The sequence below is a fragment of the Stenotrophomonas sp. NPDC047960 genome (assembly GCF_043204395.1).
GTDB lineage: Bacteria > Pseudomonadota > Gammaproteobacteria > Xanthomonadales > Xanthomonadaceae > Stenotrophomonas.
This window is the reverse complement of record NZ_JBIDBX010000001.1, coordinates 55,563-79,892: the sequence shown is the minus strand read 5'-3', so window position 1 is coordinate 79,892 and position 24,330 is coordinate 55,563. Positions and strand designations below refer to the sequence as shown.

The window sequence follows — 24,330 nt, the reverse complement described above, 5'->3', positions numbered from 1 at the left end:
CTCAGAGAGAACCCAAGCACCGCATGAGCACTACCCCCGGCTACGTCTCCAACGCCGAGCTGGCCTCGCGCCTCTCGACGCTGGTAGACCGCTGGAACCGGCGCGAGAATCAGATGATCGCGCTGCTGACTCAGGAGGAAGGCACCGTCGTCGTGACGGACGGCCTGGGCAACAACCACACCCTCCCCTCGTTCCCGCAGCTCCAGAAGGACGTGGCCGGGCTGACCGACGAGCTGACCGGCTCGGTCGTGCAGGTGCGCGACCTTGTGTCCGTGGCGACCGGCATGGCGAACGCCGCGCAGGCGTCCGCAGATGACGCCTCCGGCTTCGCCGACGCTGCCGAAGCATCCGCCGTGCGCGCTGTGGAATCCGCCGCGAGTATCGACGACGACGTGCAGGCCACCGCCGACGCGGCGACCTTCGCTGCTGCCAAGGCGGCCGAGGCTGCCGACAGCGCGACCGAGGCGGCAAGCTCCGCAGTGGACGCCGCCGCTTCGGCGACGGCCTCGGCCACCTCGGCGCTGGCTTCGGCTGGCTCCGCAAGCCAGGCGGGCACGTCGGCCACCGCAGCGGGTCAGGCGCGTTCCGACGCGCAGGCAGCGGCGACTGCTGCCGCCACGTCACGGGATCAGGCGCAGACCATCCTGGGCTATGCGACCGACGCGGCCGACCGCGCGGAAGCTGACGCCACCGCTGCCGCAGCATCGGCTGCCGCAGCCGCCGACAGCGCGACCGCCGCAGCGACCTCGGTCACCCAGGCGACCACCCAGGCCAACCGGGCGGAAGCCCAAGCGTCCGCCGCGGCGACCAAGGCTGGCGAGGCTGCTGGCTCGGCGACGACCGCAGCCGGTCATGCCTCCGCTGCGTCCGGCTCGGCGTCGGCCGCCTCGACCTCGGCGCAGACCGCATCGTCGGCCAAGGCCGCTGCCGAAGCTGCCCGCGACAAGGCTGGCCTGTACGCGAACGCGCCGCAGGGCACCGAGGTCTCGCCGGGCGAGTTCTCGGCGAAGCATTGGGCCGCCCAGGCGCAGGCTGCCGTCACCGGCTCGCTGGTCTACATGGGATCGTGGGATGCCGGCACTGGTGCGTTCCCGGCCAACCCGGTGAAGGGTCACTTCTACAAGGTGGTCGGCGAAGGCACTGTGGGCGACATCCACTGGCGCGTCGGCGACCAGGCGCTCTACGGAGCTACCTGGGAGAAGATCGATAACACCGATCAGGTCACCAGCGTCGCCGGAAAGCAGGGCGACGTGACCCTCGTGGCTGGCGACATCGGCGGGCTGGGCGCGCTGGCGACCCGCAACGACGTGGACTTCAATACCCACGTCACCGGCAAGCCGACGACCTACCCGCCGAGCACGCACACGCACACCAAGGCGCAGGTCGGCCTCGACAAGGTGGACAACACCGCCGATCTCGACAAGCCGATCAGCACCGCCACGCAGACGGCGCTCGACGGGAAGGCTGCGGCATCGCATACGCACACCATCGCCAACGTGACCGGCCTCCAGTCCGCGCTCGACGGCAAAGCGGCGGCGTCCCACTCGCACACCATCGCAAACGTCACCGGGCTGCAAGCGGCGCTCGACGGGAAGTCGGCAATCGGCCACACGCATACCGCTGCTGAGATCGCCAACGTCGTCAACGTGACCGACGATCAGCCCATCGGTGGTGTCAAGACGTTCGCCTCCGGGCAGATTCGTGCGCAGGGATATGGCGGCGAGGCCACGTCCGGCGTCGTGTACCTGGGGTCGCTGGATCGCTACGTCTACGTACCGCCCGCTGCGAACTCGCTGGAGTTCCGATTCGGCGATGGAACGGGCGGCGTCGCGTCCCTCAACACTGGCGGCACCGTCTGGACTTCGGCGAACTTCAACCCGGCAGGGAAGGCTGACGCCGGTCACACGCACACCATCGCCAACGTCAGCGGCCTACAGTCCGCACTGGACGGCAAGGCGAGCCTGGGCGGTGCAACCTTCACCGGACAGGTCACTCTGGCCTACGCCGCTCCTCTGCGGTTGACCGGCATGGGTGCAGCGGGAACCGCGTACATCCACGGAACGAACGGCGCTGGCGATGACGTGTGCTCGATCACCCGCGTGAACACGAACAGCTGGTACAACCTGTACTGGAACGGCGCTGCGAATATCGCGGGCCGCCTGACGGCTGGCGATCAGATTTACCTCAACGCGGGCTGGTTCCGCTCCCAGCAATCCGGCACCGGCTGGTACTCGGAGCCGCATGGCGGCGGCATCTTCATGCAGGACAACAGCTGGGTGCGCACCTACGGCGGCAAGGGATTCCTGGTCAACGGCGCGAACATGCGCATCGAGTCCACCTCGCCGACCATCGAGTTCTACGACACGGACCACGGCTCGACCCATTGGATTCACTGCAACGAGAACAACCTCGGATTCCTCGCGAACAACAACTTCGCGTGGGCCTGCTTCCGCAACGCCAACAACGACTGGCAGTGCCAGAGCAACAGCATTTCCTACGCATCCGACGCGCGCCTCAAGCAGAACATCGCGCCAATCCCTCGCTCCGCGGTGGACGCCTTCTTCTCGATGTTCCGTGTGCGGGAGTTCGATTGGAACGATGAGCAGATCAAGGAGCTGAACCCTGGCTTCACCTACTCGGCAAAGCACGAGTACGGCGCAATCGCGCAGGAGGTCGAGGAGGTTTTGCCATACATGGTCTACGAGTCCGAGCACAACGGGATCAAGACGATCCTGTGGGACAAGGCCGTGCCGTTCCTTATCGCCGAGGTGCAGGCGCTCCGCAAGGAAGTCGCCGAGCTGCGGGGAGGTGCCTAATGGCCCTCCCCGGCTCCGGCCCGATCTCTTGGGAAATGATCCGCGCCGAGTTTGGCGGCGGGTATCCGATCTACGCGAACCAGTACTACCGAGGCGCTGGATTGGTGCCCGACGTTCCGGCCAATTACGGCGTACCCACGAGCGGGCCGATCTATGCCTCGCAGTTCTACAACGCGGTCAAGGCGACACCGTTCCAAGCGTCCCTGTCGCCGAGCTGGCTGATGGGTAGCTGGCCGCAGAACACCAGCGGCTCGATCAGCAAGTCTTTCACCGTCAGCTGCTCGGGCGGCACCGGGAACTACTCCGTTGTCTCCCGCTCCGTCACTGGCGGCGCAACGATCTCCGGCAGCGGCCTCGGTGGCACTGTGAGTGCCTCGGGACGAAACACCACCCGCATGGGTCAGTTCACTGTCGTCGTCACCGATGGCGTCACGCAGATCACTCTGACCGGCAACTACGAGTACAGCTTCGGCGTTCCGATCTAACGCCCTCACCACCTACAAGAGACCTAATGCACGATGAAGTGAAGCTGGTCGGCGCTCTCGCGGGCGTCGGCCTCATCGTGGGCATCGCAAAGATGCTCACGTCGAACGACCCGATCACCTGGAAGCAGGCGCTCGGCCGCGCAATCCTCTCCGGCGCTACCGGCCTGGCCGCTGGTGCCATCGTCATTTTCATCCCCGGCGTCTCCTTCGTCGCCCAGGTCGCGCTCGCGTGCATCCTGGCGTCGCTCGGCACGTCCGCGCTGGAGACCGTACTGAACCGCGTCGTCAACAAGTGACCGCCCCCAAGGATGCCTTGGAGCGACTGCACGCCGCAGTCGCGGACAAGCTCGCCGACACCATCGACTCGATGGAGTCGGACGCGAAGGGCCTGGCCTCGATCCTCAACGTGGCCCGGCAGTTTCTCAAGGACAACGGCATCGACGTTGCGGCCACGCCGCCCGGCTCACCGCTGGGCAAGCTGGCCGACAAGGTGTCCGAGTTCCCGTTCGATCCCGCTGAGGATGGGCGGCTGAACTGATGGAGGGCATGACGAGCCTCCACGTTCGTCACCCTTTCGAGGACTTCCGCAACTTCGCCTGGTACGTCTGGAAGGAGCTGGGGCTACCAAGCCCCACTCCGATCCAGTACGACATCTGCGAGTTCCTGAAAACCGGCCCGCGCCGTCGCGTCATCATGGCGTACCGCGGCGTCGGCAAGTCCTGGGTGACGGCCGCCTACGTCTGCTGGCTCCTCTGGAAAGACCCCCAGCACAAGATCATGGTGGTCTCGGCATCGAAGGAACGCGCCGATGCGTTCTCGGTGTTCGTCAAGCGCCTGATCGAAACCCTGCCTGAGCTGCAACACCTGCGCCCACGTCCCGACCAGCGCAACTCGAACCTGGCGTTCGATGTCGGTCCCGCGCAGCCCGATCAGTCGCCCTCGGTGAAGTCGGTCGGTATCAACGGCCAGCTCACCGGCTCCCGCGCCGACACCATCATCGCGGACGACATCGAAGTCCCGAAGAACTCCATGACCGTCGTGCAACGCGAGAAGCTCGCCGAGCTGGTCAAGGAGTTCGACGCGGTGCTCAAGCCGGGCGGCGAGATCATCTACCTCGGCACTCCGCAGACCGAGGAGTCGCTCTACAACAAGCTGCCCGAGCGCGGCTACGTCATCCGCATCTGGCCTGCGCGCTACCCGAAGGACACCAAGCACCGCCAGGTGTACGGCGACCGACTCGCGCCGATGATCGCCGATGCGTTCGACGCGAACCCCAAGCTCGCCTGGAAGAACTGCGAGAGCGTCCGCTTCTCCGATGAGGACTTGATGGAGCGCGAGGCGTCCTACGGACGCTCCGGCTTCATGCTCCAGTTCATGCTCGATGCGTCGCTGTCCGACGCCGAGAAGTACCCGCTCAAGCTGTCCGACCTGATCGTGATGGACGTGGACCGCGAGGTCGCTCCGATCCGCGTGGTCTACAGCAGCGGCCCGGAGTACATCGTCAGCGACATCCCGTCCGTGGGCTTCACTGGCGACCGCCTGTACCGGCCCATGTACCTCGCCTCGGAAATGGAGGAGTTCACCGGCAAGGTGCTCGCCATCGACCCCTCGGGCCGAGGCGGCGACGAAACCGGCTACGCGGTCGTCGGCATGCTTCGCGGCATGCTCTACGCGCGCCGTGCTGGTGCGACCAAGGGCGGCTACGACGACGACACGCTGGAGACCCTGGCGCACATCGCGCGCGCCGAGAAGGTCTCCGCAGTCCTCATTGAGGCCAACTTCGGCGACGGCATGTTCGCCAAGATGCTCTCCGGCGTCCTGGCGCGCGTGTACCCGTGCTCCATCGAGGAGGTGAAGCACTATGGCACCTCGAAGGAGAACCGAATCATCGACGTGCTGGAGCCGGTACTGAACCAGCATCGCCTGGTGGTCGATGCCTCGATCATCCGCGCCGATCAGAAGTCCGAGCAGAAGTACCAGCTGTTCTACCAGCTGACGCGCATCACGCGCGACCGCGGCGCACTGCGCCACGACGACCGCCTCGAAGCGCTGGCGATGGCCGTGAAGTATTGGGCCGACCAGCTCTCCCGAGACGTGTCCAAGGAGGAGCAGCGCTACCTGGAGGAGCTGCTCGACCGCGAGTACGCCTCCTTCATCCAGTCCGTGACCGGCCGCGTGCCGTCACCCGACAACTACCTCGACATCCTGTAGGAGACCCAATGTCCAACACGCTCGCTGCGTGGCTGATGGCGCTCGCCGCCGCTGCCCTGCTGTACCTGTTCCTGCGCCGCAAGAACGACGACGACAACGACGGCCCGAGCGCACCCGCGCCGGTAACGCCGTGCGACTGCAACCACGCTCCCTGCTGCCACACCCAGGGCGGCCAGTCGAACCCTTACGCCCCGGTGTGAGCCAGGCTGTCCAGCTCGCGCGCCCTCTGACGATGAAGTCGGAGGGTCTGCGCCTGGTGGCCTACCTGTGCCCCGCAGACAAGTGGACCATCGGCTACGGCCACACCGGCAGTGACGTGAAGCCCGGCCTCCGCATCACCGAGGAACGCGCTGTGGAGCTGCTGGAGGCTGACCTCTCCAAGGCCGCTACGGTCGTCCGTCGATACGTGCGCGTGCCCCTCAGCGCGCCGCAGGAAGCCGCTCTGATCGACTTCGTGTTCAACCTCGGCGAGGGCAACTTCGCCAGCTCCACCCTGCTCCGCGTGCTCAACGCGGGCGACTACGCGGCGGTGCCCGCACAGCTCCGCCGATGGACCAAGGGTCGCGTCAAGGGCGTGCTGACGGACCTGCCCGGCCTCATCGACCGCCGCGAGGCGGAAGTCAAACTCTGGAACTCCAAGTGACCATCAAGACCATCTACAACCGCGCCAGCGAGCGCCTGGTGCGCGCCTACGAGCGCGCCAAGGGGTACGTAGCGCTGCGCATTGCCCTCGCCTCGCAGTGGCTCCCGGAGCGCCTGCGCGAGACCTCCCGTCGCACCTACACCGGCTGGCTGTTCGTCGCCGTGTTCCTGGCGCTGCCCTACGTCGTCCTCGGCGGCCTGTGGGAGCACTTGCGGAATGCCGCGGAGCGCCTGTGGGATGACGTGAGCGACATCGAGTGGGCTGCGTTCACCCCGAGCTACTGGCGGGAGCACATCAAGCAGTGACCACGCTGGCCTTTGACGGCCGGCTCGTTGCTATCGACTCGCAGGTCACCGCTGGTGATCTGCGGTACGAGGAGGAGAAGTTCTACCGCACCACCGACACCACCGGGCGCGACCTGGTGGTGTTCGGCGCGGGCACCACTTCCCACATCCAGCGAGCCGTGCGCGAGCTGTCGGAGGGATTCGACGAACTGACCAAGGGCGAGTACACGATCCTCGTGGTCGGCCTGCGGGACAACCCGGTGGCCTTCTACCACGACGGTCTCCCTCTCGACCTCCGGCGCGACTTCCTCGTCGCCGGTAGTGGTGGTGCGATTGCCCTGGCCGCCATGAAGGCAGGCCACAACGCGACCGAAGCAGTCCTCATGGCCTGCTCGACGGACCTCTACAGCGGTCCACCGGTGCAGACCTACGACACTTTCAACAAGCGCTTCCTTAGAAAACGGACATGACTTAACGGCGCAAGGATGCGCCTAAACTGGAATCCCCATCTGACGCGTCCGTTCCAAGGCCCCCATGAGATCGTTTATGCGATACGGCTTTTGAAGAAAGGTAGCCCATTGGTGAATGGTGGGCAGTTGAGGATTGGGAAGCCCCGTGGCAAACATGTAGGGTATTCGATTCGACAAGAGACAGTCAGCGACCGACATGGAGCCACCATCCTCGATATGAATATCTAAGATTGCCGCGTGGAACACTTTTGCCGCCAGTTGGTCTAAAGCTTGCGCGGAGGAAGCAACAACCTCGACCTCATAGCCGAAATTCACCAGGATTTCCTGCAACATCTCTGACAGGTCGGGGTCATCTTCTAAGACCAGTAGCGACCCCAAGCAACCCTTACCGTTTACCCGCGAAGCCATCTGACACCTCCCATGCGTAGCGGCCCGTACCCTATAACTATTGAAGGGGAATATCGCGCTGATGATTTGCAGCGTCCTGAACTGTTCAGCTAGAGAGTCAAGTCGTCTTCCTTGAACCACCACATTACAGCCAAGGCGACGAACCATACGATCAAGGGTATTCCGACAAGGAACTGGAGTAACAGGTCTCTCATGTACTCGCATCCCGCCGACTCAGTAAGCGCGGAATCAAGGATACGCACCTGCTGCTCCACAACGCTTGGGGCGGTGTTATCGTCGTTAATAAGTCCGCGGCTTCTTTCCGCCACGGCGTCCGCATCTCGCATCTTTACATGTTGATACAGAGCCGGTACTCCCACAAGGATTACACAAGCCAGCGTGATCGAAGCCGCGAACCGGGTGAGGATGCTATTGAGCGATGCCATGTGGTCTTGATGAGCTGTCTAGGGCAAACGCCAAGTCTACCGGACCACACAGACCGTCATCTCCTAGGGGGCTTGACAGAGCTGTTATCATTAGATAGACCTAAGTATTACTATAGTGGGACTGTAGAGTTCTATTCATTGGTATTCACCACCAAGTAGAACTACAGTCCTCCTATGCACTCTTGGGGTGTTCCTCTGTCCTCCTTGGGTGCCACTGCGGCGGAACTCCCATGCACCGACTTCTCCTGATCCTGCTCATCGCGGGCGTCACGCCCATCAACCCGCTCCTGGCGATCCTCGCGTACAACCGAGGGATGACCTGGGCTGTGCCTGTGTGCGTCCTATGGGGACTTGGGTCGCTCGCCTGGTTCGCTGTCGTGGCAACGCGGAAGCGCTCCGGTGTGACTGAGGCTCCCTCCTCGCGCGACTGAGGGGGTCGAAACGTTTGCGGCAAATTTCCGAAGGGGTATCCAACTACTTGGAACCGCGCGATCACCCCCCGTAGGGGGTCGCCCCCTGTAGCGCAAAGGCACGATGCGCCCCCCCTTCGCGTCACCTGCGGCGTCACCACCTCGGCTAACCTGCTGATTCCAAAGGTGAACCACCGGATTAGGTATCCAGTGCCTAGGCAATCCCATGCGATACCTGGGCAACCTGCGGACATCCGCGCTCAAACGTTCGCGCCTCTGTCTGTCCCTATCTGTCTTTTTGCCCTGACCGCCACGCGTCCACCTCGGCACCACCTCGGCACACCTGCCTACCACCTCGGCGCACCCTGCCCCAGCCTATGCCCACCTGCCGCCCACCACGGCCAGCCAATGCGCCGCCACGGCCCACGCAAGGCCCGCCACGGGCATCCCTACCGCCCCGCCTATAGAAGCTCCCCACGCGCGCGCTAGGCGCTCCCTGCGACCATCCAAAAATCGTTGCCATCGGGGTATTGACAGCCATGCGGGGATTGATCTAATCTATACCCGTCGCCAGCAGCACGGCGGCAGCGGAAAAGGCGGCGACAGACGTGCGACCGATGGATCGACAGCACCTAGAGCTTATCCCGCCAGCACTGAGGACTAGCCCCAAAGGCCCCTGAGCGCACCGCAGGTAACGTCCGGCTCAATCCTCCCACTACCGGGAGTGATTGACAAACCGGGAACAAACGGGCATAATGCCCACCATCGAACAACGGTCGCAGGGTGCGGTCGGGACAGTAGGAAAGGGGCAGGCAGGAGCGCCGCCCACGGCAGAACGCGGGGAGCTGGGAACACTAGCCGCGCCGGGAAGTGTAAGGGCCGATGAAGGCCGCCACGGATACCGGGTCACCGCCAGAAAGAGCGGGGCCATCTGTACGGGATTCCTAGGCGAGCTGGAGGCGCTCCCGGAAGCTGGCGACGGTCAGATTCCATGCCTTACAAGCATGAGTCTGACCGCCAAAGCGTCCCTACCGTTGTGATGGGGCGTTTTGGTGGTCCGATTCACTGGAGAGCAACCCATGACGATGATCCCGTTTGATATGACCGCCCGCGACTACTACGTGGCCGGTTGCATCCGCCGCGGCATCCGCGAGCACCGCGCCCGACTCAACGAGCGGGAGCGCCAGGCGAACAGGAACCGCACCCAAGTTGCGCCTTGTCCCTCCCCCGTTGTCATCTGATCCCCTTTCGTCAACCCGGTTTTCCACACCCCGCCGACGTGTGACGGCGGGTCTTTTTTGGAGCTACCATGAGCACCAATGGACCACTGGAGGACTTGCAAGTGCGCAAGCTCACCGCTGAGATTCGCAAGATCAACCGCGAGAGCGACAAGCTGATGATGGAGACCCGGTGGTATCCGTTGGTGGTCGCCACGGCCTTTGTGGCTGGCATCGTCACGCTGACCAAGCTGTTCCTCTAACAGCGCCCTATCCCAATCCACCGAAGCCGCCGCAAGGCGGCTTTTTTGTTGCCCGGAGAAAGCTATGAACAAAATTCCTTCCGCCCTGATCGCCGCCGCTCTGCATGTGGCACCCAAGAATGACGTTCGCTTCTACTTGAATGGCGTGCTGATTGAGTCGCACGCCGATGGTGCGATCATCGTTGCTACAGACGGCCACCGCATGCTTGTGGTGCGTACCAGCCTGCCGTGGGACATTGGCAAGATCATCGTGCCGCGCAATGCGTGCGAGCTGGTCGCCAAGATGAAGGGCGATGTCTATTTCAGCGCCGTGGGCGATGCCAGCCGGTTCAAGGCGGAGCGCGGAGGCCAGGCCATTGAGTTTGCTGCCGTTGATGGAACCTACCCGGACTGGCGTGCTGCGGTGTCCAAGCCGAACGAACTCAAGCTGTCCGGATTCGCGCCTGCCGTCCTCGAAGGCGTAGTGAAGGCGGCCGGTGTAATTCGCAAGGCATTCGGCGGCAAGGCCACTTCACTGATTCCGGTGACTGGCGGCGACGTGGCGGCCATGTTCGGTATTGGCGGCATCACCGATCCGAGCATCAGGTGCGCGTCTTTGATCGTCATGCCAATGCGCGACTCGTCATACCCGGAAGCCCTGTGCAGCGACGCGCTCCGCGCTTAACCCGAACCCATTAGCCGCCGCTAGGCGGCTTTTTTGTTGCCCGGAGAAAGCCATGAACCTCGACAAGTACGCCCCTGAGAGCGCGAAGCGCATAGCCGTGGCGCTGGTGGATGCCGCCCTCGCCGCTGGTTACTCGCTCGGCGTCTACGACGGCGAAGAAACCACGGTGCGGCACAGCCGCGACCGGCAAGAAGTGTTGGAGGCCCTCGCCTCTACCGACCACGATCACCTGCGGTTCTACCGCCCGGACGCAACAAAGGCGGGGTTTGTGCTCCTGATTTGGGAGAACGGGAACGACGCCGCGAGCGACTGGAGCGACAACGACGAGACCAACGCGCTGGTGATGCCGGTGCTGCGCGGGCTGGGAGTGCTGTGATGGAACTGCGCACCTACGGAACCCGCAACGTGTTCCTGGCACAGCCGGGGCGCTATCACGAACAACTGGCGGCGACCGCGATGACGCCGCAGCAAGCCGAGGAGTTCGCCACCGTGGTCAACCGGGCAATCAGGGATACCGACTTCGACCCCATCGACCTTGCGTTGCTTGCGGCAGGGTGGCAGTTGGCTGACGTGCCTGTGACCATCGAAGTGGGCGAGTTCCTGACCAATGTGGCCCGGATGCTTCACAAGCTGTTCGAGGAGCTTTGCACCCCTGACGGCTATCCCGGCGTCTTTGGCTACGAGATCGCGGAACCGTTGGGTGCGTGGCTTGCCGAACGCCCCAAGAATCGCTGCGAACTCGCCGATGCTGAGCGGCAGGCACGCGAAATGATCCAAGCCGAGATGGGCCGCTTCGCATGAGCTACCGCGAGGAGGACATCATGTTCGAGACCGAAAAAGCGTGGGTGCTGCGCAAGGGGCCGAACCATTTTGAGGTCTACAAAATCGGCCTCACGCACTCGACACGCCACGGCATTTTTCACAACATCCCCGGCGCGCTGGATCGCGCCATTGAGCACGCAAAGGGCCTGTCGCAATGAGCAACGACAACGAGCTGGCTGTACCTGCCGGTGACAAGCTGGTCACCCTGGGCGACCGATCGGTCTCCTACGGTCCCCGCCAAGAGTTCGATGGAAGCGTCGAGCCTTGCGCACCGATGGCCGCGCAGTTTTGGGGCGTCTACCGCTGGGCTGGTAAGGACCGCTGGTGGTGGATTGCCGACGTGGCCGACGAAGACACCGCCCGCGCAGTGGCCGCCGCCTACCTGCTGAACGTCAAGCCCGATTGGGCGCACTGACCGACAACCACCGCTGATCCCGAGGCCCGCCTAGTGCGGGCCTTCGCATTTCTGGAGCACACCATGCAAATATACGTTGCCTGCCTTGCCTCATATAACGCTGGCGTCCTGCACGGCGAGTGGATCAACTTGGAGGGACGCGACGCCGACGACGTGCGCGATGAGATTGCCCGCATCCTGCGCGAGTCGCCGCACCCGAACGTGACCGTTGATTGCCCGGATTGCGGCGGTACTGGAACCACATACGTCCCCCGAGTATTCGGCGGGGCGGAATGCACGGCGTGTGGCGGAAGCGGCAAGGTCGCCAGCGCCGAGGAGTGGGCCGTCCACGACTACGACGACGTGTTCGGGGATACCTGGGGCGAGCACCCCGACCTGGACAAGCTGTGCGCATTGCAAGAGCGGCTGGACGAGTTGCACAACGACACCGAACGCGCCGCCTACACGGCCTTCTGCGACCACGAGGGCCTCGACGATGTGACCGTGGAGCAGTTCCACGAAGCCTACGCGGGCCAGTTCGATAGCTGGGCCGACTTTGCCGAGAACTATGTGGACGAATCGAGGCTTCTTCACGACGTGCCCGACGCCCTCTCCCGCTACTTCGACTACGAGAGCTATGGCCGCGACATTCGGCTCAACGGTGACGCGTTTGAGGTGAGCGGCTTCTACTTCTGGAGCCGCTAACGCCGCTTCCGCAAGACCCTGCGCCAATACAGGTATGTGCGATGCGCCGGCACCGAGCTAGTCCACACCCATACGACTAGGTGAAGGGCCGTAATGGCGACTTCTACGCGGGGGTCAATCATCGAATGGTCCTTGGGGTCGGGAGTGGCGATCACGCCCTTCAGCCCTAATCATAAGGCCAATCTCGATATTTGGCACTCATTGTTCCATTTGTAGCACTTGCATAACAGGAGACTTACATATGCGTAACGCAGATTTCACCGCAAACTCGACCCTGGTGATCGTCAACGTGGCCCTCCGCGTCCACCAGTTCGGCCCGTTCTTGGTATTCGAGCGGGAGGTTTTGGTCCTGCATGAACGGACCTACGAGGTGCCCGAATGATTCGGACCATCAATTTCGACCATAACGAGAAGCGCGGCGCTCTCCGCGCGATGCTCGGCCTACTCAACGAGCGCGTCCAGTTCTCGGTCGTCCCCGAGGACTGTGGCTGGCGGGTGTCGTATCCGGTCCCACCCGCGGCCCCAACGGAGACCCCGCGGCCATGACTTCACTGCACCAGTCGGGATCAATCTCTCCCGTGGTACTTGATTCCTACGGACGCGCCATCATTGTGGCCTGTAGTCTGCCCGACGGCAGCGTCATGCTGTCGGGCTGCGCATCCGCAGACGACCAGGGGGGCGTTCTCAGTCTATGAGTACGGTGAGACGGACAATAGCCAGCGCGGTAGTCCGCGTAGGGCAAGGACTGTTTTTTGCATCCGTGGTCGGGGCCATTGTGACCCTGGCGGCGATGCTGGCACTACCGTTCTTAAAACACTGAAACGTAAGACCTTTTTGTGGAGCGCAGCCGGGGGTGGCGGCGCATTACAACGCCGTGAGCAGGGGACAGGACGGCCCCTTCGCAGGGCAGAAGTACCTGGACCTGTTCGTGAAAGCCTTTGGATATGAGATCGGAATCGACCCCTCCCCCACGCCCTGGCAGCGTGGTTTCTGGATGGACAAAATTGGCAAGAATGCCATCAACATTGGCTTGGGCCTTGTAATCCTTACATTGCGGCTCCAAGATAGACCCTGATGGTTTCCCAAGGGGGAACCATCCCCTTACGGAAAATGAGCGCACCATGAATCTCTCGCAGAAAGAACTGACGGCCATTCTCACAACCGCACTGTCAGCCTTCCGGGAAGAGATCGACGAGGACATCACCGCCACCCGCATCCTCACCCTACTCGCCGTTGTGGACGAGCCGGGCATTCAGCAGGTGGACCTTGAGCGCGTCCTCGGCGGACTCTCTCCCTCCGCAGTGAGCCGCAATGTGCTCGACCTGTCGTCTATCAAGCGTAACCGCGAGCCGGGGCCTGACTTCCTGGAGCAGCGCCCTGATCCCGCCTACCGCAAGCGCAACCTGATCTTCCCGACGACCAAGGCGCTGCACTGGCTGGCTTCGCTCGCAGAACGTGTCAACCGCAAGGTGACGGCGCGCGTCGCAGCCGCCTAACCCCCAACACCCCGTTGTGCCCCGAGGCCCGCCTAGTGCGGGCCTTTTCATTTTTGGAGATACACATGGCCCTTCGCCTCAAAGGGACCGCGCCCAAGCCGGGTGCGCCCGATAAGCGCTACTACATGCTCGACGTGCAGGAGGGATACCGGCGCGTGCGCTTGTCCACCGGCACCCGCGACCGCGTGGCAGCCGAGCGCAAGGAGCAGGCGGTCCTCGACGCCCTGCGCGACGACCCCGACGTTTCCGAGGACGTGCTGCGCGAACTCATCCGGGGCAAGTCCCGGTCGGCGCAGATGGCCGTGGCGAAAGCCAAGGCCCGGCAGCGCACCCTCAAGGACGCGATGGATGACGCCCTGGACGACCGCAACTTTTGGGGCAAGCTCAAGTCCATCGAGACCGTCCGCACCAACTGCAAGATCGTCCAGGGCTTCCTGGGCGAGGACACGCCCATCAACGACATCACCCAGGCCGCAGTGGACGCGATGGTGACCAAGATGGAGGCCGAGGGAGCTGCTCCGGCGACCATCAACCGCAAGATGCACGCCCTGATGGCCGTCCTGCGCCGCGAGGCGAAGGCCGGGCGCATGCTGGCCGCCATCCCGGAGTACCGGCCGAGCGACGAGCGCGACAACGCGCGCCAGTTCACCCTGACCATTGAGGACGAGGAGCTGATCCTCTCCCGCGTGCTCGCGTGGGACATCCTGCCCGACCCCGAGTACGGCGGTCGGCCGCGGACGCGCGACGGTAAGGACTACCACGACCTGTTCGTGTTCCTGGCCGACGTGGGCTGCCGCCTGAGCCAGGCATTCAACCTGCGCTGGAGCGACCTGGTGGGAACCCCGCCGACCGCCGTTCGCTTCTGGCGTCACGGGGAACTGAAAGGCGGCCGGCAGCGCACCATCCCGTTGACCTCCCGCGCCTCGGAAGTGGTCCAGCGGCGGCGCAGGGCGGCAGGCAAGGAGCAGACCGGCCCCTTCTCCACGCTCAACAAGACCCGCGCCAACAAGCTCTGGAATCGTGCGCGAAAGGGGACGCATCTCGCCAAGGAGAAGGAGTGCGTGATCCACTCGCTGCGGCACACCTGCGCCACCCGGCTGCTGCTGGCGACCGGCAACATCAAGCTCGTGCAGGAGTGGCTGGGGCATCGGGACATCCGCACCACGTCGGAGACCTACGCGAAGGTGCTGGCCGAACAGGCGCTCATCGGCAAGTCTGCGCTGGAGCAATTGCGGGCTGCGCCGCAGGTGACGCCCACAGGTGACGTTCCGAGACAGGGATTGATTGCCAACGAGGGATTGTAGTACCAAAACTGACCGTCGCCAGCTTACTTTTCAGTAACTTAGCGACGGTAGTAAGAAAACAGTGGGGTGGCTGAGGGGATTCGAACCCCCGACCACCGGAATCACAATCCGGTACTCTAACCAACTGAGCTACAGCCACCACTGAAACCTGTTTATTCGTTTGAAACCTGTACCACACCCTGCGCTTGCACCTATGGTGCGCCCGACAGGAATCGAACCTGTAACCGCCGGCTTAGAAGGCCGGTGCTCTATCCAGTTGAGCTACGGGCGCCCGGACCGGATTGTCGCATTCCCATCCCGTTTTGAGCAGCGGGATGTGGTCGGGGTAGAGGGATTCGAACCCCCGACATCCTGCTCCCAAAGCAGGCGCGCTACCAGACTGCGCTATACCCCGGTGGTGTGATCCCTCGAGGTTCCCCCCGAAAGAGTCGGCTATTGTGGGAATCGGCGAGGCATCTGTCAACGCTTTTCACAAGGTTTTTCACATTCGTGATCGGGCGCTATGCTTTCTTCAGCGGCCGGATGGCCCTACCCCTACCCTTCAAGGAGATTGGCAATGCGCAGCGGCAACCCTGCACTTTCAGAGTCGACGTTCCTCGACCTGGCCAGCGGTTCGGTGGTGACCTCACCCGACCAGGTGATGACCATCAATGGCACGGTCAACAAGACCGGCGTCCTGCTGTTGCTGACCGTACTCACCGCTGCTTTCGCCTGGAGCCAGGCCGTCGGCGCCGACGGGCAGATCGCACCCGGCGCGATGATCTACGCCATCGGCGGCGCCATCGGCGGGCTGGTCCTGGCCCTGGTGACGGTGTTCAAGAAGGAATGGTCGCCGGTCACCGCGCCGATGTACGCGCTGGTGGAGGGATTCTTCCTGGGGGCGATCTCGGCGGTGTTCGAGGCCCGCTTCCCGGGCATCGTGTTCCAGGCGGTGCTGCTCACCTTCGGCACCCTGTTCGCCCTGCTGGCGGCCTACCGCAGCGGCCTGATCAAGGTCACCGAGAACTTCAAGCTGGGCGTGGTCGCGGCCACCGGCGGCATCGCGCTGCTGTACCTGGCTTCGTTCGTGCTGAGCTTCTTCAACATCAACGTGCCGGTGATCCATGAAGCCAGCTGGCTGGGCATCGCCTTCAGCCTGTTCGTGGTGGTGGTGGCCGCGCTGAACCTGGTGCTGGACTTCGACTTCATCGAGAACGGCGCCGCCGCGCGCGCACCGAAGTACATGGAGTGGTACGGCGCGTTCGGCCTGATGGTCACCCTGGTGTGGCTGTACGTGGAGTTCCTGCGGCTGCTGTCGAAATTGCAGCAACGTTGATTCAACGTTGCGGTACAAAAAAGGGCACCCCATGGGTGCCCTTTTTCATTGCCGGTTCGCGGGGCCGTTACAGGCGGCTGGCGATGGCCTGGGCGAAGCCCATGGTGGTGCCGGTGCCGCCGAGGTCGCCGGTCAGCGAGTCCTTGGCTTCCAGCGTGGCCACGATGGCCTTGCGCAGGCGCTCGGCGTTGTCGGTCTGGCCGACGTGGTCGAGCATCTGCGCGGCCGCCAGCAGCAGGGCGCACGGGTTGGCCTTGCCCTGGCCGGCGATGTCCGGCGCGGTGCCGTGCACGGCTTCGAAGATCGCTGCGTTCTCACCGATGTTGGCACCCGGGGCCAGGCCCAGGCCGCCGACGAGGCCGGCGCACAGATCGGAAATGATGTCGCCGAACAGATTGGTGGTGACGATCACGTCGAACTGCTCAGGACGCATGACCAGCTGCATGCAGCAGTTGTCGACGATCATTTCCTGGAACTCGATGTCCGGGTACTTGGCCGCCACTTCGCGCGCCACGGCCAGGAACAGGCCCGAGGTCGACTTGATGATGTTGGCCTTGTGCACCGCGGTGACCTTCTTGCGGCCGGTGCTGCGGGCCAGTTCGAAGGCGTAGCGCACGATGCGCTCGGAACCCTTGCGCGTGATGCGGGTGCCGGAGAACGCGGTTTCGCCGTCGGCCGACACTTCCTGCCCTTCAGCCAGGTAGGCGCCTTCGGTGTTCTCGCGCACGGTGATCAGGTCGACGCCGTCGCCGAAACGCGACTTGGTGTTCGGGAACGACACCGCCGGACGCACGTTGGCGTACAGGTCGAAGTGACGACGCAGGCTGACATTGATCGAGGTGAAGCCACCACCGACGGGCGTGGTCAGCGGGCTCTTCAGGGCGATCCTGTTGCGTGCGATCGACTCCAGGGTGGAAGCCGGCATCAGGTCGCCGTGCTTCTCCAGTGCGACCAGGCCAGCGTCGGCATCTTCGTATTCAAAACCGGTGTCCAGCTTGCCGAGCACGAACAGGGTAGCGTCCATGATCTCCGGGCCGATGCCGTCACCGCGGATGACCGTGATTTTCTGCGTCATTTGATCTGTTTCCGAACCGAGGGGGAGCGCCGTCAAGCAGGTGCGGAAAGCACCGGCGCAAGGGAAGTTTCACCCGCAATTATGCCTTACCGGGCGGGGGGACCCCAAATCAGCCATTGGTCCAATGGCCCGGTAGCGCCCGACCGTTGGTCGGGCGGCCTCCCTCCTTAATGCTCGTGAACGGCCGGGGCGGCGGCGCCGCCTTCCAGCTGGTCCAGGAAATCCACCGCACGGCGCAGGTGCGGGATGACGATGGAGCCGCCCACCACCAGGCCGACCGAGAAGGTCTCGAAGAACTCCTCGCGGGTCACCCCGGCCTCCTTGCACTGGGCCACGTGGTAGCTGATGCAGTCGTCGCAGCGCAGCACCATCGAGGCGACCAGGCCCAGCAGCTCCTTGGTCTTCACGTCCAGCGCGCCGGCCTGGTAGGTCTGGGTGTCGAGCGCGAAGAAGCGCCGCACCACCTGGTTGGGTTCGCCCAGGATGCGCTGGTTCATGCGCTGGCGGAACTCGGTGAATTCGGCGATCCGGTCCTTGCTGCCGTCGTCCGCAGCGCTCATGCGCCTTCCCCGTTCAGCAGCGGCTCAAGCTTTCCTTCCCGATGCAGGGCGATCATGTCGTCGTACCCACCCACATGGACGTCGCCGACGAAGATCTGCGGCACGCTGGTGCGCTTGGTCTTGGCCATCATCGCCTGGCGCTCTTCCGGGTCCAGGTCGATGCGGACTTCGGTCCAGGTCTCGCCCTTGCTCTTCAGGAAGTTCTTGGCGGCCACGCAGTACGGACACACGGCGGTCGAATAGATGGTGATGGGCGGCTTCCCGCCCGGGTTGGAGGCAACATCTTGGCTCACGGGAAACTCCACAGCGGATCGAGTGTCTGTATATGGTAGCCCTGCGCTGGATTTTCCATGTCATCACCGCAACACTGCGGATCACCCGCAGCCCAAGGAGTACCTGTTTGCGACCTTTGCTGCTCTCTGCTGCGTTGACCCTGGTCCTGGCAGCGCCCTTGGCGTCGGCCCAGGACAGCAAGCTGCCGGACATCGGTTCATCGGCAGGCGAACTGCTGACCCCGGCCCGCCAGGCCGAGTACGGCGGCATGATGCTGCGCGAGCTGCGCAACTACGGCTTCCTGCTGGATGACCCGCTGGTGGACGACTGGCTGCAGACCATGGGCGCGCGGCTGGGTTCCAACAGCGCCCAGCCGCGCCAGTCCTATACGTTCTTCATGCTCCGGGACCGGCAGATCAACGCTTTTGCCACCCTGGGCGGCTATGTGGGGGTCAACGCCGGGCTGGTACTGACCGCCGAACGCGAAGACGAGGTGGCGGCGGTGCTGTCCCACGAAATCGCCCACGTCACCCAGCAGCATGTGCTGCGCGGGGTGGAACGGGCACAGCGCGACCAGATCCCGATCCTGCTGGGCATGCTGGCGGCGGTGGTGGCCGCGCAGCAGGCCGGCGGCAACTCCTCCGGCGACGCGACGATGGCCGCGATCACCTCCGGCATGGGACTGATGCAGCAGCGCCAGATCAACTACACCCGCAGCAACGAGTCGGAGGCCGACCGCCTGGGCATCCGCACCCTGGCCCGCAGTGGCTACGACGTGGATGCGATGGCCGGCTTCTTCGAACGCATGTCCGCCTCCATGCGCGGCAATGCCGGCGGCTACTCGGTACCGGATTTCCTGCAGACCCACCCGGTCAACACCACCCGCATCAGCGAAGCCAAGGCGCGCGCCGAGCAGATGAAAAAGGACACGGTGCTGCTCACCACCGAGGTACCCGGCGGGGTCCGCCAGGAACGGGTGGACCCGGCCGACCCGGCCCAGTCCGACCCGTTGGTCCGCCGCAACAACCCGCTGTTGCCGGCGTCGATGCAGATTTCGGTGAATTCGCTCAGCCGGGGCGGCACCGGCCAGTTCGAGTGGGCGCGCGAACGCCTGCGCGTGCTCAGCGCCGATACCCCGGGCGAGCTGGCCACCGAATACCAGAACCTGCAGCGCGCGCAGAAAAACGGCCTCAACGACGCCCAGCGGTATGGCCTGGCCCTGGCCCGCCTGCGTAACAGCAGCGCAGCCGAGGCCCGACGCGACCTCACCGAACTGCTCAAGGACCACCCGGACAACCTGTGGGTGGCGCTGGCGCTGGCCGAGTCCGAGTCGCGCTCGGGCCAACCGGCGCAGGCCAATGCCCGCTTCGACGCCCTGCTCCGCCAGCATCCTGGCAGCCGGCCGGTGGCGCTGACCTACGCCGAGATCCTGAATGAACAGGGAGGGCGCGAGGCGGGCCAGCGCGCGCAGGCCATGCTGCGGCCGCTGCTGTCGCAAAGTGGCAATGATCCAGTGTTCCAGCAGCGCTATGCGCGGGCCAGCGAGCTGGCCGGCGACACCCTGCGCGCCAGCGAGGCCTACGCAGAGGCTGCTTTCCTGAACGGTCGGCCGGAGCAGGCGCTGATCCAGCTGCAGGCGCTCAAGAAGCAACCTGCGCTGGATTACGTGGGCCGGGCCCGGGTGGATGCGCGGATCGAGAGCATCACCCCTACCGTGCTGGAGATGCGCCGGCAGGGCATCAACGATCCGGAGCTGGAACGGCGCTGAACTGCGACCGGATGACCGTAGGATGGCAATGTCCTCCCGGCCGTCACAAACATGTCATGAAACCGTAGTCTACTGGGCTCAATCCCGGTCTGATGAGCAATACGGTGGGCACGTGCAGAAACGCATCCTGATCGTCGATGACGAACCCGCGATCCGCGAAATGGTCGCCTTTGCCCTGCGCAAGGGCGATTATGACCCGATCCACGCCGGTGACGCCCGCGAAGCGCAGACGGCGATTGCCGACCGCGTGCCGGACCTGATCCTGCTGGATTGGATGCTGCCGGGCACCAGCGGGCTGGATCTGGCCCGGCGCTGGCGCAAAGAGGCCCTCACCCGCGAGGTCCCGATCATCATGCTGACCGCGCGCGGCGAAGAAAACGACCGCGTCGGCGGGCTTGAAGCCGGGGTGGATGACTATGTGGTCAAGCCGTTCTCGGCCCGCGAGCTGCTGGCCCGCATCCGTGCGGTGATGCGGCGTGCGCGCGACGACGACGAGGACGGCAGCGTGGCAGTGGGCACGATCCGCATCGACGGCGCCGCGCATCGGGTTTTCGCCGGCGACCAGCCGGTGCCGATCGGCCCCACCGAATACCGCTTGCTGCACTTCTTCATGACCCACCCCGAACGCGTGTACACCCGCGCCCAGTTGCTGGACCATGTATGGGGCGGCAGCGTATACGTGGAAGAGCGCACCATCGACGTGCACATCCGCCGCCTGCGCAAGACGCTGGAGCCGTTCGGCGCTGAAAACATGGTGCAGACCGTGCGCGGTGCCGGCTACCGGTTCTCCACCTCGACCTGATTTTTCCTGGGACCGCAATGCCGCGCCACATCCGCTCTGCCTGGTTGAAAACCCTTGCCACCCTTGCTGTGCTGCTGCTTGCAGCCGGTCTGGTGGGCCTCGCCACCGGGCATATGTGGATGTGCATCGCCCTGGCCTCCATCGGCGCGCTGGCCTGGCACTACTGGCGGCTGCGCAGGGTGCTGCGCCGGCTCACCGCGCGCCAGCGCTGGGACATGAGCGGCGGCAACGGCGTCTGGAACGAGCTGGACCGGCTGCTGTACCGCAACCAGCTGGAGATGCGCACGCGCAAGCGGCGCCTGCTGGACATGCTGCGCAGTTACCGCGCGGCGGCGGCCGCGTTGCCCGATGCCGTGGTGGTGGTGGACCGCAACAGCCAGCGCGTGCAATGGTTCAACGAATCGGCGACCACGCTGCTCGGCCTGCACCACCCCGGCGATCTGGGCGAAGCGCTGGTCGCGCGCCTGCAGCCGATGCCGCTGGCCCACTGGCTGGCCGGCGGCCGCAACGCCGAACCGATCCTGGACGTGGCTTCGCCGGTCGACCCCGCGATCCGCCTCAACCTGCGCCTGATCCCTTATTCGCCCGACTACTGGCTGCTGATCGCGCGCGATGTCAGCAAGCTGCTGCGGCTGGAACAGGTGCGCCGCGATTTCGTGGCCAATGTCTCGCACGAGCTGCGCACGCCACTGACCGTGGTGCACGGTTACCTGGACATGATGGAACCGGAGGATTTCCCCGGCACCGGGCCGATGCTGGAAGAAATGCGCAAGCAGTCCCAGCGCATGGCCCAGCTGGTCGAAGACCTGCTGACCCTGTCGCGGCTGGAATCGCAGGAACACACCGAAGAAGAAGCCGTGGCGATGGCGCCGATGCTGGCCACGCTGCGTCGGGAAGCCGAAGCGCACAGCCAGGGCCGCCACCAGATCAGCGTGATCGACAGTGCCGGGGTGGACCTGCAGGGCTCCAACAAGGAACTGCACAGCGCCTTCTCCAACCTGGTCACCAACGCGGTGCGCTATACCCCGGCCGGCGGCCGGGTCGAGGTGGAGCTGGCCCGCGAAGGACAGGGCGTGGTGCTGGCGGTACGCGATACCGGTTATGGTATTCCCGCCACCCACCTGCCACGCCTGACCGAACGCTTCTACCGCGTTTCCAGCAGCCGTTCGCGCGAAAGCGGCGGCACTGGGCTGGGCCTGTCGATCGTCAAGCACATCCTGGGCCTGCATCACGCGCGCCTGGAGATCCAGAGCGAGGTCGGCAGGGGCAGCGTGTTCTCGTGCCACTTCGATGCCGACCACGTGCGCGAGCGCACCGATGTCGCCACCCTTTCCTCTGCAGAAGACTCCTCCGCATGAGTACCCTCGTTCCCATCGCCGTGCCGGCGGACACCGATCCACTGCGCGACCCGGCCCTGTACATCAACCGCGAGCTGTCGCAGCTGGATTTCAACTTCCGCGTGCTGGCCCAAGCGATGGACCCGCAGGTGCCGGTGCTGGAGCGGCTGCGCTTCATGTGCATCTCCTGCACCAACCTGGACGAGTTCTTCGAGATCCGCGCCGCCGCGGTCCGCCACGCGCAGGAATTCGGCCTGCCGCCGGCGCCGGACGGCATGACGCCGCAGACGATCCTCAATGCCATCCACGACCGCGCCGCGGAGCTGGTGGACCAGCAGTACCGCTGCTGGAACGAGACGCTGCGCCCGGCGTTGCACGAGGCCGGCATTGACGTGCTGGGCCGGCACTCCTGGAACCACCGCCAGAAACGCTGGCTGCGTGCCTACTTCCGCAACGAGATCATGCCGGTGCTGTCGCCGCTGGGCCTGGATCCGTCGCACCCGTTCCCGAAGATCCTCAACAAATCGCTGAACATCGTGGTGGTGCTCAAGGGCACCGACGCGTTCGGCCGCGCCGGCCACCTGGCCATCGTGCGCGCGCCGCGTTCGCTGCCGCGCATCATCCAGCTGCCGCAGACCCTGGGCGGGCCGCAGACGTTCGTGTTCCTGTCCTCGGTGCTGTCCACGTTCGTCGGTGAACTGTTCCCGGGCATGGAAGTCCAAGGCGCCTACCAGTTCCGGGTGACCCGCAATTCCGAGCTGGTGGTGGACGAGGAAGAAGTGGAGAACCTGGCGCTGGCGCTGCGCGACGAGCTGGTCGACCGCGGCTACCGGCCGGCGGTGCGGCTGGAGATCGCCCAGGACTGCCCGCGCGACATCGTGCGGACCCTGCTGCAGAACTTCGGCCTGACCGAGAACGCGGTGTACCGCATCGACGGCCCGGTCAACCTCAACCGCGTCATCCAGCTGTACGACCTGTTGGCCCGGCCGGAACTGAAATACCCGCCGATGAGCCCGCGCACGCTGCGTGACAGCGACGGCATCTTCGAAGTGGTGGCACGCAAGGACGTGCTGCTGCACCACCCCTTCGACGCCTTCACCGCCGTGCTGGACCTGATCAAGCAGGCCGCGGTGGACCCGAACGTGCTGGCGATCAAGCAGACCCTGTACCGCACCGGCAAGGATTCGCTGATCGTCGATGCGCTGATCCAGGCCGCGCGCAACGGCAAGGACGTCACCGTGGTGGTCGAGCTGCGTGCGCGCTTCGACGAGGAAGCCAACCTGGGCCTGGCCGACCGCCTGCAGGAAGCGGGGGTGCAGGTGGTGTACGGCGTGGTGGGCTACAAGACCCACGCCAAGATGCTGCTGATCGTGCGCCGCGAGGGCCGCAAGCTGCGCCGTTACGTGCACCTGGGCACCGGCAACTACCACAGCGGCACCGCGCGGGCGTACACCGACCTGAGCCTGATCACCGCCGATGCCGACATCGGCAACGACGTGCACCTGCTGTTCCAGCAGCTGTCCGGGCTGGCCCCCCGCACGCGCCTGAAGCGCCTGCTGCAGTCGCCGTTCACCCTGCACGACGGGCTGCTGCAGCGTATCGAACGCGAGATGCACCTGGCCCGCGATGGCCGCCCGGGGCGGATCATCGCCAAGATGAACGCCCTCAACGAACCACAGGTGGTGCGCGCGCTGTATGCCGCGTCGCAGGCCGGCGTACAGATCGACCTGATCGTGCGCGGGGCGTGCACGTTGCGCCCGGGAGTGCCGGGGATCTCGGACAACATCCGGGTGCGCTCGATCGTCGGCCGCTTCCTGGAACACAGCCGCGTCTACTGGTTCGGCAACGACGGCGCGTCCGAGCTGTACTGCGCCAGCGCCGACTGGCTGGAGCGCAACCTGCTGCGCCGGGTGGAGACCTGCTTCCCGATCCTGGACCCGGAGCTGGCCCGCAAGGTCTACCGCGACGTGCTGCAGAACTACCTGGACGACAACCTCAACGCCTGGGAACTGCACGCCGACGGTGAGTACCGCAAATGCAGCCCCGGCCCCGACCAGGCCCCGCACTCGGCGCAGATGGCGTTGATGCAGGGCCTGTAGGGCGCTGCATCAACGCCATCGGTAGATTCCTTGCGTGCCCACCAACGGTGGGCACCTACCGCCCTGCACCGGTCGCATCATGTG

At 64.7% G+C, this 24,330-nt stretch carries 29 protein-coding genes and 3 tRNA genes; 25 read left to right on the top strand and 7 right to left on the bottom strand.

All coding sequences use genetic code 11. The annotated features are described in order from the left end of the window. Window positions 1–23: 23 nt before the first annotated feature. Genes ACGFZ3_RS00440 through ACGFZ3_RS00400 form a run of 9 tightly spaced genes read left to right on the top strand, consistent with a single transcriptional unit; the run spans window position 24 to window position 6,909 of the window. Complete coding sequence (locus tag ACGFZ3_RS00440; protein WP_392914983.1) at window positions 24–2,816, top strand: tail fiber domain-containing protein; 2,793 nt, start codon at window positions 24–26, stop codon at window positions 2,814–2,816. Next, on the top strand, window positions 2,816–3,301 hold the full coding sequence (locus ACGFZ3_RS00435; protein WP_134734697.1) for a hypothetical protein: 486 nt from the start codon (window positions 2,816–2,818) through the stop codon (window positions 3,299–3,301). Before ACGFZ3_RS00440 ends, ACGFZ3_RS00435 begins: the two co-directional genes overlap by 1 nt. Window positions 3,302–3,327: 26 nt before the next feature. Next, window positions 3,328–3,597 carry a hypothetical protein gene (locus ACGFZ3_RS00430; protein ID WP_005412393.1) on the top strand — a complete coding sequence of 90 codons (270 nt, stop codon included), beginning with the start codon at window positions 3,328–3,330 and terminating at the stop codon, window positions 3,595–3,597. After that, window positions 3,594–3,839 carry a hypothetical protein gene (locus tag ACGFZ3_RS00425; RefSeq protein WP_032961803.1) on the top strand — a complete coding sequence of 82 codons (246 nt, stop codon included), beginning with the start codon at window positions 3,594–3,596 and terminating at the stop codon, window positions 3,837–3,839. The genes ACGFZ3_RS00430 and ACGFZ3_RS00425 overlap by 4 nt, the downstream gene beginning before the upstream one ends. A gap of 8 nt (window positions 3,840–3,847) precedes the next feature. Further along, window positions 3,848–5,512, top strand: coding sequence for a phage terminase large subunit (gene terL, locus ACGFZ3_RS00420; protein ID WP_223846474.1), 1,665 nt, complete (start codon window positions 3,848–3,850; stop codon window positions 5,510–5,512). Window positions 5,513–5,520: 8 nt separating this feature from the next. Continuing rightward, on the top strand, window positions 5,521–5,712 hold the full coding sequence (locus ACGFZ3_RS00415) for an LPXTG cell wall anchor domain-containing protein (RefSeq protein WP_049434054.1): 192 nt from the start codon (window positions 5,521–5,523) through the stop codon (window positions 5,710–5,712). Between the two features lie 32 nt (window positions 5,713–5,744). After that, on the top strand, window positions 5,745–6,155 hold the full coding sequence (locus ACGFZ3_RS00410) for a lysozyme (protein ID WP_219627573.1): 411 nt from the start codon (window positions 5,745–5,747) through the stop codon (window positions 6,153–6,155). Then, the gene (locus tag ACGFZ3_RS00405; protein ID WP_049397869.1) at window positions 6,152–6,460 is read left to right on the top strand and encodes a hypothetical protein; all 309 of its coding nucleotides are present in this window, start codon (window positions 6,152–6,154) and stop codon (window positions 6,458–6,460) included. Before ACGFZ3_RS00410 ends, ACGFZ3_RS00405 begins: the two co-directional genes overlap by 4 nt. Further along, on the top strand, window positions 6,457–6,909 hold the full coding sequence (locus ACGFZ3_RS00400; RefSeq protein ID WP_004154560.1) for a hypothetical protein: 453 nt from the start codon (window positions 6,457–6,459) through the stop codon (window positions 6,907–6,909). The genes ACGFZ3_RS00405 and ACGFZ3_RS00400 overlap by 4 nt, the downstream gene beginning before the upstream one ends. A 21-nt stretch (window positions 6,910–6,930) precedes the next feature. Here the strand turns inward: ACGFZ3_RS00400 and ACGFZ3_RS00395 are convergent, their stop codons facing one another. After that, the gene (locus ACGFZ3_RS00395; RefSeq protein WP_171968789.1) at window positions 6,931–7,242 is read right to left on the bottom strand and encodes a hypothetical protein; all 312 of its coding nucleotides are present in this window, start codon (window positions 7,240–7,242) and stop codon (window positions 6,931–6,933) included. Window positions 7,243–9,231: 1,989 nt separating this feature from the next. On the opposite strand from ACGFZ3_RS00395, the gene ACGFZ3_RS00390 reads away from it, so the two are divergent. The 11 genes from ACGFZ3_RS00390 to ACGFZ3_RS00340 all read left to right on the top strand — a co-directional run bounded on the left by ACGFZ3_RS00390 (window position 9,232) and on the right by ACGFZ3_RS00340 (window position 15,017). Beyond that, window positions 9,232–9,393 carry a hypothetical protein gene (locus ACGFZ3_RS00390; RefSeq protein WP_153643622.1) on the top strand — a complete coding sequence of 54 codons (162 nt, stop codon included), beginning with the start codon at window positions 9,232–9,234 and terminating at the stop codon, window positions 9,391–9,393. Between the two features lie 68 nt (window positions 9,394–9,461). Beyond that, entirely contained in the window at window positions 9,462–9,632 is a 171-nt protein-coding gene (locus ACGFZ3_RS00385) for a hypothetical protein (protein ID WP_004154558.1), read from the top strand. A gap of 64 nt (window positions 9,633–9,696) precedes the next feature. After that, entirely contained in the window at window positions 9,697–10,296 is a 600-nt protein-coding gene (locus ACGFZ3_RS00380) for a hypothetical protein (protein ID WP_049397873.1), read from the top strand. A 52-nt stretch (window positions 10,297–10,348) separates the two neighbouring features. Further along, complete coding sequence (locus ACGFZ3_RS00375) at window positions 10,349–10,672, top strand: hypothetical protein (RefSeq protein WP_049397874.1); 324 nt, start codon at window positions 10,349–10,351, stop codon at window positions 10,670–10,672. Continuing rightward, window positions 10,672–11,097, top strand: coding sequence for a hypothetical protein (locus ACGFZ3_RS00370; RefSeq protein WP_049397875.1), 426 nt, complete (start codon window positions 10,672–10,674; stop codon window positions 11,095–11,097). Before ACGFZ3_RS00375 ends, ACGFZ3_RS00370 begins: the two co-directional genes overlap by 1 nt. 20 nt (window positions 11,098–11,117) lie before the next feature. Then, complete coding sequence (locus tag ACGFZ3_RS00365; RefSeq protein ID WP_153643621.1) at window positions 11,118–11,276, top strand: hypothetical protein; 159 nt, start codon at window positions 11,118–11,120, stop codon at window positions 11,274–11,276. Next, window positions 11,273–11,533 carry a hypothetical protein gene (locus tag ACGFZ3_RS00360; RefSeq protein WP_032961791.1) on the top strand — a complete coding sequence of 87 codons (261 nt, stop codon included), beginning with the start codon at window positions 11,273–11,275 and terminating at the stop codon, window positions 11,531–11,533. Before ACGFZ3_RS00365 ends, ACGFZ3_RS00360 begins: the two co-directional genes overlap by 4 nt. Before the next feature lie 63 nt (window positions 11,534–11,596). Continuing rightward, window positions 11,597–12,217 carry an antirestriction protein ArdA gene (locus tag ACGFZ3_RS00355; RefSeq protein ID WP_049397877.1) on the top strand — a complete coding sequence of 207 codons (621 nt, stop codon included), beginning with the start codon at window positions 11,597–11,599 and terminating at the stop codon, window positions 12,215–12,217. A 241-nt stretch (window positions 12,218–12,458) separates the two neighbouring features. Further along, window positions 12,459–12,599, top strand: a complete 141-nt coding sequence (locus ACGFZ3_RS00350) for a hypothetical protein (protein WP_005412379.1) — start codon at window positions 12,459–12,461, stop codon at window positions 12,597–12,599. A 739-nt stretch (window positions 12,600–13,338) separates the two neighbouring features. Then, entirely contained in the window at window positions 13,339–13,713 is a 375-nt protein-coding gene (locus tag ACGFZ3_RS00345; protein ID WP_005412378.1) for a hypothetical protein, read from the top strand. Window positions 13,714–13,778: 65 nt separating this feature from the next. Continuing rightward, window positions 13,779–15,017 carry a site-specific integrase gene (locus tag ACGFZ3_RS00340; RefSeq protein WP_049397878.1) on the top strand — a complete coding sequence of 413 codons (1,239 nt, stop codon included), beginning with the start codon at window positions 13,779–13,781 and terminating at the stop codon, window positions 15,015–15,017. Between the two features lie 62 nt (window positions 15,018–15,079). On the opposite strand, the gene ACGFZ3_RS00335 is transcribed toward ACGFZ3_RS00340, so the two are convergent. The 3 genes from ACGFZ3_RS00335 to ACGFZ3_RS00325 form a co-directional block, all read right to left on the bottom strand. Beyond that, window positions 15,080–15,156 (bottom strand) — tRNA-His (locus ACGFZ3_RS00335). Window positions 15,157–15,211: 55 nt separating this feature from the next. Then, window positions 15,212–15,288: transfer RNA gene (locus tag ACGFZ3_RS00330), tRNA-Arg, on the bottom strand. A gap of 46 nt (window positions 15,289–15,334) precedes the next feature. Beyond that, window positions 15,335–15,411 (bottom strand) — tRNA-Pro (locus ACGFZ3_RS00325). A gap of 162 nt (window positions 15,412–15,573) precedes the next feature. Between ACGFZ3_RS00325 and ACGFZ3_RS00320 the strand changes: the two genes are divergently transcribed. Then, window positions 15,574–16,332 (top strand): Bax inhibitor-1/YccA family protein, encoded by a 759-nt coding sequence (locus ACGFZ3_RS00320; protein ID WP_392914964.1) that lies wholly within the window; start codon window positions 15,574–15,576, stop codon window positions 16,330–16,332. Between the two features lie 67 nt (window positions 16,333–16,399). Here ACGFZ3_RS00320 and ACGFZ3_RS00315 read toward each other — a convergent pair whose 3' ends face one another. The 3 genes from ACGFZ3_RS00315 to grxC all read right to left on the bottom strand — a co-directional run bounded on the left by ACGFZ3_RS00315 (window position 16,400) and on the right by grxC (window position 18,260). After that, window positions 16,400–17,407: an isocitrate dehydrogenase gene (locus tag ACGFZ3_RS00315; protein WP_392914961.1), complete on the bottom strand. Its 1,008-nt coding sequence runs from the start codon at window positions 17,405–17,407 to the stop codon at window positions 16,400–16,402. Between the two features lie 167 nt (window positions 17,408–17,574). After that, window positions 17,575–17,967 carry a carboxymuconolactone decarboxylase family protein gene (locus ACGFZ3_RS00310; RefSeq protein WP_392914960.1) on the bottom strand — a complete coding sequence of 131 codons (393 nt, stop codon included), beginning with the start codon at window positions 17,965–17,967 and terminating at the stop codon, window positions 17,575–17,577. After that, a complete protein-coding gene (gene grxC, locus ACGFZ3_RS00305) occupies window positions 17,964–18,260 on the bottom strand; it encodes a glutaredoxin 3 (protein WP_392914958.1) in 297 nt (98 codons plus the stop codon). Before grxC ends, ACGFZ3_RS00310 begins: the two co-directional genes overlap by 4 nt. A gap of 107 nt (window positions 18,261–18,367) precedes the next feature. Between grxC and ACGFZ3_RS00300 the strand changes: the two genes are divergently transcribed. The 4 genes from ACGFZ3_RS00300 (at window position 18,368) to ppk1 (ending at window position 24,246) form a co-directional block, all read left to right on the top strand. Beyond that, a complete protein-coding gene (locus tag ACGFZ3_RS00300; protein WP_392914955.1) occupies window positions 18,368–20,008 on the top strand; it encodes a M48 family metalloprotease in 1,641 nt (546 codons plus the stop codon). Between the two features lie 112 nt (window positions 20,009–20,120). Then, window positions 20,121–20,810 carry a phosphate regulon transcriptional regulator PhoB gene (gene phoB, locus ACGFZ3_RS00295; protein WP_019185815.1) on the top strand — a complete coding sequence of 230 codons (690 nt, stop codon included), beginning with the start codon at window positions 20,121–20,123 and terminating at the stop codon, window positions 20,808–20,810. 17 nt (window positions 20,811–20,827) lie between these two features. Continuing rightward, window positions 20,828–22,168 (top strand): phosphate regulon sensor histidine kinase PhoR, encoded by a 1,341-nt coding sequence (gene phoR, locus ACGFZ3_RS00290; RefSeq protein WP_392914951.1) that lies wholly within the window; start codon window positions 20,828–20,830, stop codon window positions 22,166–22,168. Next, the gene (ppk1, locus tag ACGFZ3_RS00285) at window positions 22,165–24,246 is read left to right on the top strand and encodes a polyphosphate kinase 1 (RefSeq protein ID WP_392914949.1); all 2,082 of its coding nucleotides are present in this window, start codon (window positions 22,165–22,167) and stop codon (window positions 24,244–24,246) included. The genes phoR and ppk1 overlap by 4 nt, the downstream gene beginning before the upstream one ends. Window positions 24,247–24,330 lie beyond the last annotated feature (84 nt).